This window comes from Methanolacinia paynteri, assembly GCF_000784355.1.
Taxonomy (GTDB): Archaea; Halobacteriota; Methanomicrobia; order Methanomicrobiales; family Methanomicrobiaceae; genus Methanolacinia; species Methanolacinia paynteri.
In genome coordinates, this window is record NZ_KN360934.1 from 47,254 (window position 1) to 61,656 (window position 14,403).

The window sequence follows — 14,403 nt, forward strand, 5'->3', positions numbered from 1 at the left end:
TGATGGATAAAGACAGGAATTCTTTTATTTTCAGGTTTTTACTGACATTATTCGTAATTCTTGCCATAAATTTCTTTTTGCCCCGCATGATGCCCGGGGATCCCTTCGCCCTTAATTCCGCCGATGAGGCCGGCGAAGAGATAATAGTAATGACCGAGGAGCAGCGGCAGTATTACCTGAACTATTACGGACTCGACAAACCTGTCCCAGAGCAGTTCGTAGCCTACCTGAAGAACCTTGCGACCGGTGATCTGGGGAGAAGCATATATTATAAAATGCCGGTTATCGACGTGATAAAGCTGCATTTGCCCTGGACTATACTTATAGTCATATGTGCCACTGCCCTGAGTACCATTTTAGGTGTTATTCTCGGGACGATCTCCGCCAAAAACAGGAAGAAAGGATCCGACAGGCTGATGATGACCGGACTTATCGCGTTTGCCGAGATCCCTTCATTTCTGCTCGGCCTTATCCTCCTGCTTGCCTTCGGGGTATACTTCAGGGTATTTCCCCTTGCCGGGGCCGTCACGCCTTTTGCAGATTACGGAAGTGTTCTGGATCAGGCGGGTGATATAATGTATCATGCCTTCCTCCCGATCGTCACTCTTTCGCTTGCGCAGCTGACCGGTGTGTATCTCCTCACGAGAAACACCCTGATAACGGTTATGACAAAGGATTACATACGTACGGCAAAGGCAAAAGGGGTCGGCGAGAAGAAGGTATGGAACAGCCATGCTTTAAGAAATGCACTCCTTCCGGTCGTGACGAGAACGGGCTTTATGATAGGCATTATGATGGGGGGAGCTATCCTCGTCGAGAGCGTTTTCAGCTATCCCGGCATAGGAATGACCCTCAGAAGTGCGGTTGTCGGCCGTGATTACCCTTTGATCCAGGGAATTCTCCTTGTGCTTGCCATTTCCATCCTTGTCTGCAATCTGGCTGTCGATCAGATCTACAAAAAGCTTGATCCGAGGGTTGAGGTATGAGTGGAGAGGAATTCGTGCAGACCGGCCACGGTGTTGTATTAGTGACCCTTACGAATCTCCTGTATAAGATAACCGGAAAAATCTCAGCAACTTTCTCCAGATTCAGTATCGAGGGAAAGATAGGGATCATCGGTCTCCTGATAGTGGTGTCCATGGCAATATTCGCACCACTGATTACCATTTATCAACCTGACAAAATTACAGGTGATTCACTGGAATCTCCAAACGCCGATCATATTCTCGGGACCGACGAACTTGGTATGGATATCTGGTCACAGATCTGCTACGGTGCGAGGATGAGCCTCACCATCGGTCTTGCGGTGGCTCTTCTGGCAGGGATCGGAGGAGGTGCACTCGGTATACTCGCGGGATATAAAGGCGGAACTGCCGATCAGGCATTAATGAGGGTGATAGATGTTACGATGGCCCTGCCTTCTTTCCCTTTGCTTGTTGTCATCTCTGCATTTCTGGGTCCGAGCATCCTGAATGTCGTTCTTATACTCGTTCTTTTCAGCTGGGCTAAACCAGCCAGGATCGCACGCTCACAGACACTCTCGATTAAAAACAATAATTACATAACAGCAGCCCGTAATTACGGTGCAGGATCATTTTACCTGCTCCGGAAGCATATCCTTCCCGAGGTAATGCCGATACTTCTTGTCCTGATCATCGGTATAACATCATACGCGATCATCGCCGAAACAGGACTTGCCTTCCTTGGGCTTGGCGATCCTACCTCAAAAAGCTGGGGCATGATGCTTAATTATGCCACAGGCTTTCGTTCGATCTATTTTACTCCCTACTGGCAGTGGTGGCTCCTGCCCCCGCTGTTTATGCTGATCTTTTTGCTTCTCTCCCTTGCTTTTATCAGCAGGGACCTTGAGAGGGTGCTTGATCCCAAATTACGATACAAGAGAGGTTCCTGAATATGAGTATTCTAAGGATTGATAACCTGAAGTGCGAATACCTGTCCGATTCCCATGCGGTAAAAGCTGTTGACGGGGTGTCCTTTGAGATAGGCGGAGGAGAGGTCCTTGGCATAGTCGGTGAATCGGGGAGTGGCAAGACAACAATTGCATTAGGTATAATGGGGCTCCTTCCGGAAAATGCGGATGTTTCAGGGGATATCTTTTTCAGGGGGACTGAAATATCCTCCCTGCCCGACCCTGAGATGGATTGCTACAGGTGGAAGGACATCGCGATTGTTTTCCAGAACGGCCTTGAGGTTTTAAATCCGGTAATTAAGGCAGGCGACCAGGTCATGGAGCCGATGATTACCCATCTTGGATTCAGCCGGGATGAAGCGGAGAAAAGATGCGGGGAACTGTTCTCGATGGTTGGCCTCGATCCCGAATGGATGAAGACATACCCGCATCAGCTTTCCGGCGGTATGCGCCAGAGGGTTCTTCTTGCAATGGCTTTATCCTGCAATCCCCCTTTGCTGATACTTGATGAAGTTACATCTGCACTTGATGCATTTACAAGAAAGGAGATCAGGGAGCTACTCGTCAGCCTTAAAGAGAAATTCGGCTATTCAATGCTTATAATCTCACATGACATCACCTTCGTCTCTTCGCTGGCCACAAGAATCGTGGTATTATATGCCGGGAAAGTGGTGGAGGCAGGTCCTGTAAGGGACGTTATCACCGGGCCACGTCATCCGTATACCCGCGGACTGGTCCATTCTACGCCTGACATCTTCATATACAAAGATCTCTGGGGTATTCGGGGCGATGCACCTTCAGGTGAGGAGTTCTGCGGATGCCCGTTTAGTAAACGATGCACCCAAAAGACCGAAATCTGCTCGAAGGCCGCTCCTGAACTGCAGCCCCTGGGAGACGGGCGCGAGATTGCATGCCACAGGGGAGGGATAATGACTCTTCTCGAGGCAAAAGATCTGAAGTTCAGGTATTCCCTTCCAGGTAAGAAATATATCCTGGCTGTCGATGATGTAAGTCTCGATGTTATGGAAGGAGAAGTTCTTGCTGTCGTGGGCCAGACCGGTTCGGGCAAATCAACTCTTGCACACATTCTGGCAAACGTACTCCTGCCTGAATGCGGAAAGGTGGAGTTTATGGGTTCTGATGTTAGTGAAGGCTGCCTTGGCAGCAGCTTCGACGGGGTTCAGATAGTCTTCCAGGACCCGTTCAGTTCTACGAGCAACCGGTTTTCAGTACTTGATGCAATAAAGGAGCCTCTCGATATCAACGGCATTGGCAGCCCTGAAGAAAGGGTTCGAATGGCCCGTGAGGTTCTTGAGCTTGTCCACCTTCCTTCAACTGATCAATTTATCGGCAAATACTGCAGCGAGCTTTCCGGCGGACAGAGGCAGAGAGTCGCCCTGGCAAGGGCTATGGTAATGAGACCCAAACTGCTGATTGCAGATGAGATAACTTCGGCACTGGATGTATCAACTTCAGCAAATGTTTTGAGGCTCCTGAAAGGCCTGCAGAACAGGAGGGGATTTGCCATGATATATATCTCTCATGACCTGACACTGACACTGAAGATCGCAGACCGGGTGGCGGTAATGAATTCCGGTAAAATTGTGGAGATAGGCAATGCCCATGATGTCATGCTTTCTCCTTCTGACGATTACACACGAAGACTTATTGGATCGAGAATAGGGCTTTGCTGCCACGGGCATGAAGGGAATATTTCCGGGGAATCTCATGCCATGTACCACTCTGGTGATTCTCCGGCGGGCATGATAACCGGTGAAGAAAAGGAACTTTCGGATGCGAAATCCGAATTCTAGAGGATCTGGAGTTTCCACCAGGTTTCCGCTATTGATCCGTTTGTTTTGCAGGATTTGTACTTTAGATAAATATATGGAGTTTTGATATGGGTGTTATTGAAATAAGGGGTCTGACTAAAAAATTCGATGAACTTGTTGCAGTTGATGATGTATCTCTTTCCGTTGAAAGAGGGGAATTATTCGGACTTCTGGGCCCGAACGGTGCAGGAAAGACGACTATAATAAATATGCTCACCACACTTCTCAAACCGACGTCAGGAACTGCGGAGATTGCAGGTTATGATATTGGAAAAGATCCCGCAAGTGTGCGCAGAAATATCGGCATAGTCTTCCAGGACACTTCACTGGACTTGGGCCTTACGGGTATGGAAAATCTTGAATTTCATGCAATGATGTATGATATTAAGTCCGAAGAACGTAGAAAAAGAATTGATGAACTGCTGGCTGTTGTAGGTTTAACCGATAAGGCCGGCACACTTGTCGAATATTATTCCGGCGGGATGAAACGGAGGCTCGAGATTGCCCGCGGTCTGATACATCGTCCTGAAGTATTATTTCTTGACGAACCTACACTCGGGCTCGATGCACAGACGCGTAGGAAGATCTGGGATTATATCAAAAGGCTCAACGATGATTTTTCAACGACGATTATCCTGACTACACATTACATGGAAGAAGCCGATTATCTCTGCGACAGGATTGCAGTCATCGATAACGGAAATATAATAGCCCTCGACACCCCGGTAAACCTCAAAAACCGCCTGGAGGGCGAGAAGGTTTTACTGGATGTCGACATGCAAGCGGCCGGAACCATCGTTTCCGTTCTTAAGGATAAGTCCTGGGTCAGGGGTCTTGAATGCGAGGATGGCTCAATCTCGCTGACAATTATCGACGGCAGTGTGAATATCCCTGAAATATTCAGGCTTGCCTATTCGGCAGGCGTCGGTATCAATTCGGTAAGCCTGCATAAACCAAGCCTGGAGGACGTGTTCATTCAGCTTACCGGCTCTTCTATCAGGGAGGAATCGGGTGACAGGAAGTCTGCTATGAGGGAGAGAAGGAGAAGGAGGATGATGAGATGATCCAGTTTTCCGCTGTATATGTCCTCTGGACGAGAGAAATGATCAAATATCTCCGGGCAAAATCACGTGTTGTCGGTGCCATTGCTATGCCTGCATTTATGCTTATATTTCTGGGTCTCGGATTTCGCAGGGTTGAAGTACCGGGTCTTCCGGGATCAATCGGCTACTTCCAGTACCTTGTCCCGGGAATTATCGGCATGACTCTCCTGTTCACATCCTCCTATTCAGGCATGAGCGTTATCATGGACCGCCAGTTCGGATTTTTAAAGGAGGTTATGGTAACTCCGGCAAGCAGGGAATCCATCGTTCTCGGAATGATTGTGGGAGGCGCAACTACTTCGATAATTCAGTCCCTCCTTATGATGATTCTGTCTGTATTCATCGGATTCGAAATTCCTGCCATGCACCTGATTGCAGCATCGATACTTGTAATGTTCCTGATTACAGTGATATTCATAAGCGTGGGCCTTATCCTTTCTTCATTCATGAAGGATTTTCACGGTTTCAATACGATAATCAACTTCATCGTATTCCCGCTGTTCCTGCTTTCAGGGGCCCTCTTCCCTGTTGCAAATCTTCCGGCAGTCATCCAGGTATTCTCATACCTTGACCCGCTGACTTACGGGGTGGACGCCCTGAGAGGAATACTTATCGGGTATTCCCAGTTCTCAGTCGTCTTCGATCTTCTGATTCTCATACCTGTTTCAATAGCGATGGTTATTGTCAGCAGCTATAGCTTCCGGAGAAGTGAGGCAGTATAAGAAAACGGGATGCGGAATAGCAGGATCATTCTGAGAAATCTTTATTTTAAGAGCAGGAGAGCAATATTTATCTTTCACCAGCTGGTTCAAAATCGCTTTGACATCGATCGTACATCCGAAATATGTGCGCGTATCCGGCAGAACGACTTTGGTTAATATTCAGTAACTATGGATTGTGTATCCTGTTCCCACAAATAAAATTTGCATAAATGCCTGTTTCCTGAAAAATGCCGTTTATTGCTATCTTAATAAATCTGATTTATCTCATTTATTAGCGGCTGCAAATAATAAAACTTAATTTTCGTAATGTTTCATCATATTAATAATGAATTTTTTCATACCTAATGCTATCAGAAATTGGTATGTGTTTACATTTGAGGAGGATATTTATAATGGGTATTATTGAATTAATTCTGTTGTTTATTGTTGTGATTGTTATTCTGTGTCTCTCTTTTAAGATAACCCGGCAATATGAGAGAGCAGTCATATTCCGCCTTGGAAAACTTGCCGGTCAGAGGGGGCCCGGTATGTTTCCGATATTATTTCCTATCGACAGGATTGTACGTGTAGACCTTCGTGTCAGGCAGCTCGACGTTCCCAAACAGACGATCATCACGAAAGACAATATCAGTGTAGATGTCGACGCGATCATCTATTATCATGTGACGGATGCATGCCAGGCGATCAATGAGGTTGAAGATTACGAGGCAGCAACGTCACTCATTGCCCAGACTACACTTAGGGATGTCCTCGGCCAGAATGAGCTGGACACAATCCTTTCCGATCGCGAATCCCTGAACCAGGAGATCCACGGTGAGATTGAGAATGTGACATCCCCGTGGGGAGTAAATGTGAATCTCGTCACGATCAGGGATGTTACGGTCCCTGAGAATATGCTCCGTGCAATTGCCCGTCAGGCAGAGGCTGAAAGGGAGAAGAGAGCACGTATTATACTTGCCGATGGAGAACAGCAGGCCTCAGAAAGGATGTGTGAGGCGGCAAAACTCTATGAGAAGACTCCTGCCGCCCTGAAACTCCGCGAATTCCAGACCCTGACCGAGATTGCGAAGGAGAGAAACCTCATCGTTGTTACAAACGGTGCGGATAATCTTGGTACGACAGCAGGATACGTTAAGGCACTGGATCGCTGAGAGGCAGGTTAATGAGAGGATCTGTCGCGAGGAAGGCGCCCTCTACCAAGAGAACCAGGGCCGGTAAGATCAGCAAAATCGAGGAGGAACAGTCACTTTCTGTCCTGAAAAAAATCCTCTTCATCCTGCTCCTTGCGGTAATACTCGTTGTAGCTTCGGGGATTATAATAACAATCGGGCCCATGCCCATCACGGTTCCCGAAGTCTACTCGATTCTTATTAACAGGATTGTCCCCGGTATATTTTCCATTGAGAAATCTCTGGATAACGTCGTATGGGAGATCCGTTTCCCACGCATAGCCGGGGATATAATCGTGGGCCTGGGCCTTGGAATCTGTGGATGCGTAATGCAGGCGGTTCTGAAGAACCCTCTCGCAAGTCCGTTTACTCTCGGGATATCGGCTGGCGCACAGTTTGGGGTGTCTGTTGCAGCCATTTTCGGGATAACCATACTTGGCGGTCCTTATTTCCTTGTAGGTAATGCATTTATATTTGCCCTGCTTTGCTCTGCGGTCATCATAGCACTCTCCGGGATGAAGGGGGCAACCTCGGAGATGCTGATTCTTGCCGGTATTGCGGTAAACTATCTCTTCCAGGCGATGAATCAGATCTTCAGCTTTGTTGCAAACGAGGATCAGCGGCTCCTGATGACGATGTGGGGAATGGGAGGACTTTCGGATTTAAACTGGAATAGTATCCTTTTCCTGGGCGTTATCACGATGATCTGTGTTCCGCTTCTCTACATGAAGGCGTGGGATCTTAATCTTATGACCGTAGGAGATGAGAGTGCAAAGAGTATGGGTGTTGATGCAGGACATACCCGGATATATATCATGGTGGTATCGAGTTTCTATGTCGCAGTAATGGTGGCATTTATAGGAATGATTGGGTTCATCGGGCTGGTAGCCCCGCATATGGGCCGCATGATTCTCGGAAGCGATCACAGGTACCTGATTCCTGCATCAGGAGGGCTTGGTGCAATAATACTTCTGGTAGCCGATGCCGTCTCTCTTAATCTGTTGTCTCCGATAGTAATCCCGACGAGTGTGACTATGTCGATAATAGGCGTTCCTTTCTTCCTCTATCTCATACTCAGGGGCAGAAAGAAGGAGTACTGGACATGATCATCAAACTGGCCGTAAATAATCTGCATTTCAGCTATGACAGTGTCGAAATACTGGACGGGCTCTCCCTGAATATTGGTGACGGAAAGATAGTGAGCATACTCGGTCCGAACGGTTCCGGGAAATCGACATTGATCAAGTGCATTGATCACATCCTTATCCCGCAGCAGGGAAAGATTCTCATAGACAGGAAAGATATATCCAAAATGGGCCGAATGGAGCTTGCAAAGAACGTGGCATACGTTCCGCAGAGCACGATCCGGACTTTTCCCAATACGGTGTTTGATGTCGTTCTTATGGGAAGGCGTCCGTACCTCGGGTGGCGCGAGGATGAACGGGATAAGGACGAGGTCTGGGAAGTGCTGAGGCTGCTTGGAATGGAGAATCTTGCTATGAACCTGTTTACCGAATTGTCCGGCGGGCAGCAGCAGAAGGTTCTCATCGCCCGTGCCCTTGTGCAGGATACGGGCCTTATTCTGCTTGATGAGCCGACCAGCAATCTGGATATCTGGCACCAGATGGACGTAATGGAAGTGCTGAGAAAGCTTGTCAAAAAGCTTGGAATGACGGCGATAATCGCCATACATGATCTAAATGTAGCATCAAGATATTCGGATGTCATTGTGATGATGAAGAGAGGAAAGATTGTTGCCGCAGGTGAGCCCGAGGTGGTCATAAACAGTGACAATCTTGAAAAAGTTTATAATATCAATGCAAATGTCCGCGTCTCGGATGGTATCCCGTATATAATCCCGCTTTCCAGGCTTCCTTTGAAACAGGTGAAGTAACTTTCAAAATAAATTCAACACGAAATTATGGTGGTTTAGTCAGTGAGCATAATGAAAATCCTTAGTGAAAGGAACAGTATGGTTCTGATATATTAATGACGGCAGAAAGTATGACGGCCGATCCGACGGTCGGCCTGAAATCCAGAATCACCGGCAGGATAAACGCCAGCAGGGAGAGTTTCAAAAGATTTATCGAGATTGCCGATTTCTATAGCCACGGTTATAAGCTGTATCTCCTTGCCATGCTTATCCTGAGCGTTCTTCTCGGTCTGATGGAGACATTCCAGATAGTGCTGCTCTACCCGATAATGAATGCCACAATCGATTTTCAGGGGCAGGAGATCGCGATATTCGAACCGCTCTACAACTTTGTAAGAGGCATCTCCAACCTTCCGGATATTGTCCTTTTCTCTCTCCTTTTCATCCTACTCGTAGTCCTCACCTTCATCGTATCCATGGTATACAGGTACATGTCCCTTTATGTGACCAGAAAGGTGATAACGAGGACAAAGAGAACCGTCTTTGAAAAACTCGTCAAAAACGACTACCAGTATTACGTCGAGAACAAACGCGGAGAGATTATTTACAGTGTAGTTACCGCCCCTTCCCAGGTCCGTCGTTTTCTCGAGACGATCACTTCAATGGTCTCAGACGGCATCATAGTATTTACCATCCTGGGAACGCTCTTCTTTATATCCACGACTGCGGTTGCAATATTACTCGCAGGAGCGTTTATTTTCATAAGTGTCGTCAGGGTAGTGGGCAGAAAATTCTCCTTCCGCCTCGGTCATCTCCAGATGAGATCCATGCAGGGCGAAAACGAAGTAATAAGCGGATACATCCAGGGTCTCAGGCAGATCAGGTCGGTCTCGGGCGATGCTTACTGGCAGAAGCAGTACAACGAAGCCCTCGATAAATTATGGGACAGGTACATAAAACTCAGTTTCTTCAGGATGCTCCCCGGAACCACCCTGCAGTTCATGTTCTTCATCGGGCTCGCAATTCTTGTAATCGTTCTTTATTATCTCTACCAGGAGGATTTCCTCTATATCATACCGCTGATGGGAACGTTTGTCTTCTCCGCGATGAAGGTCATACCCCGTCTTGCATCGCTGAGCAACCGATATATGGATGTCATGGACAACTGGCCCAACCTCGAGACGATCTTCGACTTCCTCAACGATACGAAGTATCACAATATAGTGGACGGATCGAGGAATTTCGATCTCCTTAAATCCGATGTAGTTCTTGAAAACGTCTTCTTCTCTTATTATAAAGGCCAGGAACTCATCAAAGGGGTTAACCTCACCATAAAGAGAAAGAAGATAACCGCACTCGTAGGTCATTCCGGCTCGGGCAAGTCGACTGTAGTCTCTCTTCTCCTGAGATATTACGACGTGGATGAAGGCAGGATTCTGTTAAACGGCTGTGACCTTCGTGATTACCGGAAAGAATCTTTCCTGAAAAGGGTAGGGTACGTTAGCCAGGACACCTTCATATACAACGCCTCAGTGCGTGAAAATATATCTTTTGGAGTCGACTATACCGACGAAGAGATTATCGAAGCGGCGAAAAAAGCGAATATCCATAATTTCATTGCAGGACTTCCCGAAGGCTACAATAGCATAGTCGGGGATCAGGGGATTAAGCTTTCGGGTGGCGAGAAGCAGAGAGTTGCAATCGCAAGGGCTCTCGTGCGCAATCCCGAGCTTCTTGTTCTTGACGAGGCTACGAGCAACCTCGACAACGAATCTGAGGCCATTGTCCAGGACTCTATCAACCATATATCCGAAAACATCACGACGTTCATCATCGCCCACAGGCTCTCGACGATAAGAAAGGCAGACACAATCTATGTGATGAGCCTGGGAAGAATAGTCGAGAGCGGCACCCATGATGAGTTAATAGCGGCAAAAGGGCTCTATTATGATCTCTATGAGTCGGAAGGATAGATGGAAATCTTCTTTTATGCAATCAGGATGAATACACATAATATTCAGATATTATTTTCAGGGAATCCTCTCAGAAAATAACAGTCTTTTGCTCTTGATTTTTTGGAGGATTTCTACAAGGCCGGTTTTAATTATTTTTACTATGAGGGTGCCTGAAAAACCCTTAGTTCTCCAAAACTTTAACCGGATCAAAGGTGAAACAATCCCTGTGCCTTTCCCGTCCGAAATAATCAGGGAACACCGTATAGACGGTACATATTCACTGGTCCTGAAAAAAGAGGATCTGGAGTCCCTTTATCCCCGGATGTTCAGGTATAAACTTGCTCTTCTTGAAAACTACAGAATAGTCGCCCAGTTCAGGACAAATACCTATGAATATACCCCGGTCATTCCCATAAAAGCCGAATCAGTTGCTTATGAACACTTTGAATACTGGACGGAAAGAATAACCGCTGGACATGAAAAGTTCGTAGAATATCTCAAAAGGCAGGAGAGACTCCGGAAACACGTCTATAAAAATGTCCCTTCTCCGGGAAACGATGCCGTTATCATCCAGGGAAGCTCACGTCCCGACGGGAACTGTGCCGTTATGGCATCATGGATCATGGAAAAACTGCTCTTAATGGGAATGAAGCCTGCTGTTTTTTATCCGTCCGATATGTACATCCTCCCCTGTACCGGTTGCTACCAGTGCTTTAATTACGGCCGCTGTGTTTTTATCGATGACATGGCAGGGCTTTACGGTGCAGTTAAAGGCGCTTCATTTGTGGCTGTCTGTTCTCCGGTATACACTAACACTGTTCCTGCACCTCTCAAGGCTGTATTCGATCGTTTTCAGGCCTATCATGCGATGACTTCTCTGGGTAATATCAGGCATTCTGTATCGGGATTATTTCTTTCGACTGCCGGGAGGAAGGGATTGGATAATTTCAGCCATATCGTCCCGGTGGCAGATGCTTTCATGGAGATATCGGGGATCAAAAAGAAAGGCCAGGTTCTTGTAGACAACTTGGATCAAGTATATGATGTAAGATCGATTCCCGGGCTGAGGGAAAGAGTTGAAAAAAAAGTGGATGAATGCCTGAAATGAATTAGCGTTTGAATTTTATTTTAAGGAAAGTGATGCGTAAATCTTTTTCGCTTAACATTCAGCGAAAGAACAGCAATATCAGAAAATTAAAAAGATTCGCGTCTTAATATTATCTATATGGCAAATCCACAAGGCACTGTATTTTTCTGGTGTAAGATCCCCTTATGGCTGAGGATGTGTATTGTGACATACCTCGTGCTCGAAACAATTTTCATATTCATTTTGATCTCAATGAAAGATTGTCAAACGAAATTCGGTGGTCTTGCGGAGTCAGTTGTGGGTTTTTCATTTGTCAGCGTATTATGCGTACTCAGCCTTGCATATTATACAAAATCGGCTATGGTTATGTGGGATGCAGGGAAGTCGGGTACCCGGGCTTTTCTGGCAGCGTTTCAGGGGATTGAACTTTTGGGCTATTCCATTCTGAAATTCATAGTGACACTGCCATGCAGGGGTGTAAATCTAAAAAATGAATGTCCTGAAAAGAAAAAAAGAGCTCCTAAAAAAGATGGAGAACTCGATTTTGATGAAGAATGGATTTGGGATGACTGAAGAAGGAAAGAACCTGAGGTTTTATTTCCTCCTCAGTCAGTGTATATGACTTCCCCCAAAAAAGCCTCGGCCATTCGTTTCCCGAATTCTGCTGCAGCCGCCGGACCGTTTGCTGTTATAAAGCGGCCGTCGCTGACCACGGGTTTATCATCATATACTGCTTTATGTTTCTCCATCTCGCGTACAGCCTCTTTGTCAGGCCACACCGTAGCATGCCTTCCGGGGATAACTCCCGCCCTTGCAAGAACTACGGGCGAAAGGCATATCGCACCAATAGGCATTTTTGCTTCGTCGAATTGCCTGACTATCTCGTATAAATTTTTGTTCCCCCAGAGGTAATCTTTTGATCCGGAACCGCCCACTATCATAAGCCCCCCGTAGTGCTTCATACCCTTTCCTCCTTCAAGTAACTGGAGAATGCCGGAGATCGTTTCTGTTGCAGTTGCGTATCCCCCGAGCATTCCCCTGAACCTTCCCTTGTCTGTGGATATGACCTCGTATTCTATTCCGCTCTCTTCCAGAATTCCAAGTGGTTCAAAAAGCTCTTCGTCCCTGAAGTTTTCAGGGGCGATCACGATCAGCATCTTTTTAGAATATTCCATTTTAACAGGCTCCTTATCCGGTAAGCGTGTTATTGGTTTTCCGGGTGAAAAGACTTTTGGACAGATCCGGTAATCCTGAAAATTTTCGTTAAAATAAAAAATAGGGATTATCTATGTTTTATCTTCTGGCGTGCTTCCTGAAGAAGTAGATGACCCCTCCTATCACTGCCACGAGGAGAAGAATGCCTAGAATTCCCACGTAGGAATTCTCCTTTATTATTATCCTGATATCATCGCTTTCTTCCTCTTCGTCAGACACGACATTAAGCGAGATCTTATACTCTGATGCTGCAATATTGGCAGGAGGGACTACAGTAAGAACCACAGTCTCCTTATCTCCCGCTTCTATGGAAGCGATCTCTTCAGGCGATACCTGGACACTCCATCCGTCCGGGGTGGTGACCTCGGTCTGAACATTGGTCAGTGCTTCGCCGTTGCCGTTGTTTGTGATCTGTACGGGGATCTCTACGGTGTCTCCTTTTGTAATTTCATACTTGTACTTCTCAGAAAATACGACCATATTGCTGGTTCCTGAGATCCCTGCGGTAAGTCCTTCCTCGTATAGGTAATCGGAAGACTCGAATGTTGCATTGAATGAATATTCGCCTGTTTCTACAGAATTGGGAGGAATCGCCTCGACATATATTGTCTTTTGGTCTCCTGAATCCAGGTATATGCTGGAGATGCTTTCTGAAGAATCGGCGTTTTCCTTGAATTTAAAGTACCATTTGTCCGGTGCCCCCTCAGTACCGAGTTTTATCACATCGTCGCTTTTGCCGATATTTGTAATCACTGCCTCAAAAGTCGGGTTATCGTCAGATGTCGTTGTAACTATAGGGGACTTAAAATCTATCAGAAGACCGTATGTTTTTTTCTCGAGCATTACAGTGCCTATATCTTCGGTATAGCCGCAATTGATCGAGACATCCTTCACTTCCCTGCTCCGGTAGCCCTCTCTTTCCACTAAAAGATCGTAATCGCCCTGGTCGATTTCAGTCCTTATCTGGCCGTCTGATGTGGTATAGACTGAGGTTATGAACTTGTCCGTGTTGTGTTTATAGACATTTATACAGGCCTCGTCGATTGGCTCTCCCTGGTCGTCTACAACCTCTGCCACCAGCACCCCCATCTCATCCTTATGGGTCTCATCGACTATTACATACAGCCAGATACTTGCATCGTCAATCGCCACTCTTACAGGATAAGTATCCACTGCCGTATCTCCGGTAGTCTCGATTTCAAGAGTTACCGAAACTTCCTGGCCTTTCTTCATCGCAAGCCTGTCGATCTCATAATCGCCGGCATATATATGGAACTTCCAGTCCTCTTCGCCTTTAAAAGTGTCCAAACGGATCTTCTTGGGGTCAGTACCCTGGTTATTGGTAATATCGAGATTGAATGTGATGGTTTCCCCGGCTTCTATGATCTTTCCGGGATATGTACATGAAATCTCAACATTGCTCGTCGAACTGTCATCCGAACTGTCTGCCGAGACAGCAGCTGGCAAAATCATTGTCACTATCAGAAAAAGTGCCAGTATGTATTTCAGGGATTTAA

The 14,403-nt window shown here is 46.6% G+C and carries 13 protein-coding genes; 11 read left to right on the forward strand and 2 right to left on the reverse strand.

What is annotated here, in order from left to right; translation table 11 throughout:
* Positions 1-2: 2 nt before the first annotated feature.
* From METPAY_RS08730 to METPAY_RS08780, 11 genes are all read left to right on the forward strand, one after another.
* Positions 3-986, forward strand: a complete 984-nt coding sequence (locus METPAY_RS08730) for an ABC transporter permease (RefSeq protein WP_048151440.1) — start codon at positions 3-5, stop codon at positions 984-986.
* On the forward strand, positions 983-1,912 hold the full coding sequence (locus METPAY_RS08735) for an ABC transporter permease (protein ID WP_084600742.1): 930 nt from the start codon (positions 983-985) through the stop codon (positions 1,910-1,912). Before METPAY_RS08730 ends, METPAY_RS08735 begins: the two co-directional genes overlap by 4 nt.
* 2 nt (positions 1,913-1,914) lie before the next feature.
* The gene (locus tag METPAY_RS08740) at positions 1,915-3,744 is read left to right on the forward strand and encodes a dipeptide ABC transporter ATP-binding protein (RefSeq protein WP_084600743.1); all 1,830 of its coding nucleotides are present in this window, start codon (positions 1,915-1,917) and stop codon (positions 3,742-3,744) included.
* Between the two features lie 86 nt (positions 3,745-3,830).
* Positions 3,831-4,826, forward strand: coding sequence for an ATP-binding cassette domain-containing protein (locus METPAY_RS08745; protein ID WP_048151442.1), 996 nt, complete (start codon positions 3,831-3,833; stop codon positions 4,824-4,826).
* Positions 4,823-5,587, forward strand: a complete 765-nt coding sequence (locus METPAY_RS08750; protein WP_048151444.1) for an ABC transporter permease — start codon at positions 4,823-4,825, stop codon at positions 5,585-5,587. The genes METPAY_RS08745 and METPAY_RS08750 overlap by 4 nt, the downstream gene beginning before the upstream one ends.
* Positions 5,588-5,979: 392 nt before the next feature.
* On the forward strand, positions 5,980-6,738 hold the full coding sequence (locus METPAY_RS08755) for a slipin family protein (protein WP_048151446.1): 759 nt from the start codon (positions 5,980-5,982) through the stop codon (positions 6,736-6,738).
* An 11-nt stretch (positions 6,739-6,749) separates the two neighbouring features.
* Positions 6,750-7,862: a FecCD family ABC transporter permease gene (locus METPAY_RS08760; RefSeq protein ID WP_048151447.1), complete on the forward strand. Its 1,113-nt coding sequence runs from the start codon at positions 6,750-6,752 to the stop codon at positions 7,860-7,862.
* Positions 7,859-8,650 (forward strand): ABC transporter ATP-binding protein, encoded by a 792-nt coding sequence (locus tag METPAY_RS08765; RefSeq protein ID WP_048151449.1) that lies wholly within the window; start codon positions 7,859-7,861, stop codon positions 8,648-8,650. Before METPAY_RS08760 ends, METPAY_RS08765 begins: the two co-directional genes overlap by 4 nt.
* Before the next feature lie 95 nt (positions 8,651-8,745).
* Positions 8,746-10,602 (forward strand): ABC transporter ATP-binding protein, encoded by a 1,857-nt coding sequence (locus METPAY_RS08770; RefSeq protein WP_052418749.1) that lies wholly within the window; start codon positions 8,746-8,748, stop codon positions 10,600-10,602.
* Positions 10,603-10,810: 208 nt separating this feature from the next.
* A complete protein-coding gene (locus METPAY_RS08775; protein ID WP_169743655.1) occupies positions 10,811-11,692 on the forward strand; it encodes a flavodoxin family protein in 882 nt (293 codons plus the stop codon).
* A gap of 117 nt (positions 11,693-11,809) precedes the next feature.
* Positions 11,810-12,244 carry a hypothetical protein gene (locus METPAY_RS08780; RefSeq protein ID WP_048151451.1) on the forward strand — a complete coding sequence of 145 codons (435 nt, stop codon included), beginning with the start codon at positions 11,810-11,812 and terminating at the stop codon, positions 12,242-12,244.
* A gap of 32 nt (positions 12,245-12,276) precedes the next feature.
* Here METPAY_RS08780 and METPAY_RS08785 read toward each other — a convergent pair whose 3' ends face one another.
* Both METPAY_RS08785 and METPAY_RS08790 read right to left on the reverse strand, forming a co-directional pair.
* Positions 12,277-12,846 carry a DJ-1/PfpI family protein gene (locus METPAY_RS08785; protein WP_048151453.1) on the reverse strand — a complete coding sequence of 190 codons (570 nt, stop codon included), beginning with the start codon at positions 12,844-12,846 and terminating at the stop codon, positions 12,277-12,279.
* A 118-nt stretch (positions 12,847-12,964) separates the two neighbouring features.
* Complete coding sequence (locus METPAY_RS08790; RefSeq protein WP_245611587.1) at positions 12,965-14,359, reverse strand: NEW3 domain-containing protein; 1,395 nt, start codon at positions 14,357-14,359, stop codon at positions 12,965-12,967.
* Between the last annotated feature and the right edge of the window lie 44 nt (positions 14,360-14,403).

Excerpts from the sequence above, each read along its gene's own strand:
- METPAY_RS08730 (WP_048151440.1), top strand. The coding sequence starts at position 3 with ATGGATAAAGACAGGAATTCTTTTATTTTCAGGTTTTTACTGACATTA.
- METPAY_RS08735 (WP_084600742.1), top strand. The coding sequence starts at position 983 with ATGAGTGGAGAGGAATTCGTGCAGACCGGCCACGGTGTTGTATTAGTG.
- METPAY_RS08740 (WP_084600743.1), top strand. The coding sequence starts at position 1,915 with ATGAGTATTCTAAGGATTGATAACCTGAAGTGCGAATACCTGTCCGAT.
- METPAY_RS08745 (WP_048151442.1), top strand. The coding sequence starts at position 3,831 with ATGGGTGTTATTGAAATAAGGGGTCTGACTAAAAAATTCGATGAACTT.
- METPAY_RS08750 (WP_048151444.1), top strand. The coding sequence starts at position 4,823 with ATGATCCAGTTTTCCGCTGTATATGTCCTCTGGACGAGAGAAATGATC.
- METPAY_RS08755 (WP_048151446.1), top strand. The coding sequence starts at position 5,980 with ATGGGTATTATTGAATTAATTCTGTTGTTTATTGTTGTGATTGTTATT.
- METPAY_RS08760 (WP_048151447.1), top strand. The coding sequence starts at position 6,750 with ATGAGAGGATCTGTCGCGAGGAAGGCGCCCTCTACCAAGAGAACCAGG.
- METPAY_RS08765 (WP_048151449.1), top strand. The coding sequence starts at position 7,859 with ATGATCATCAAACTGGCCGTAAATAATCTGCATTTCAGCTATGACAGT.
- METPAY_RS08770 (WP_052418749.1), top strand. The coding sequence starts at position 8,746 with ATGACGGCAGAAAGTATGACGGCCGATCCGACGGTCGGCCTGAAATCC.
- METPAY_RS08780 (WP_048151451.1), top strand. The coding sequence starts at position 11,810 with ATGGCAAATCCACAAGGCACTGTATTTTTCTGGTGTAAGATCCCCTTA.
- METPAY_RS08785 (WP_048151453.1), bottom strand. The coding sequence starts at position 12,846 with ATGGAATATTCTAAAAAGATGCTGATCGTGATCGCCCCTGAAAACTTC.
- METPAY_RS08790 (WP_245611587.1), bottom strand. The coding sequence starts at position 14,359 with ATGATTTTGCCAGCTGCTGTCTCGGCAGACAGTTCGGATGACAGTTCG.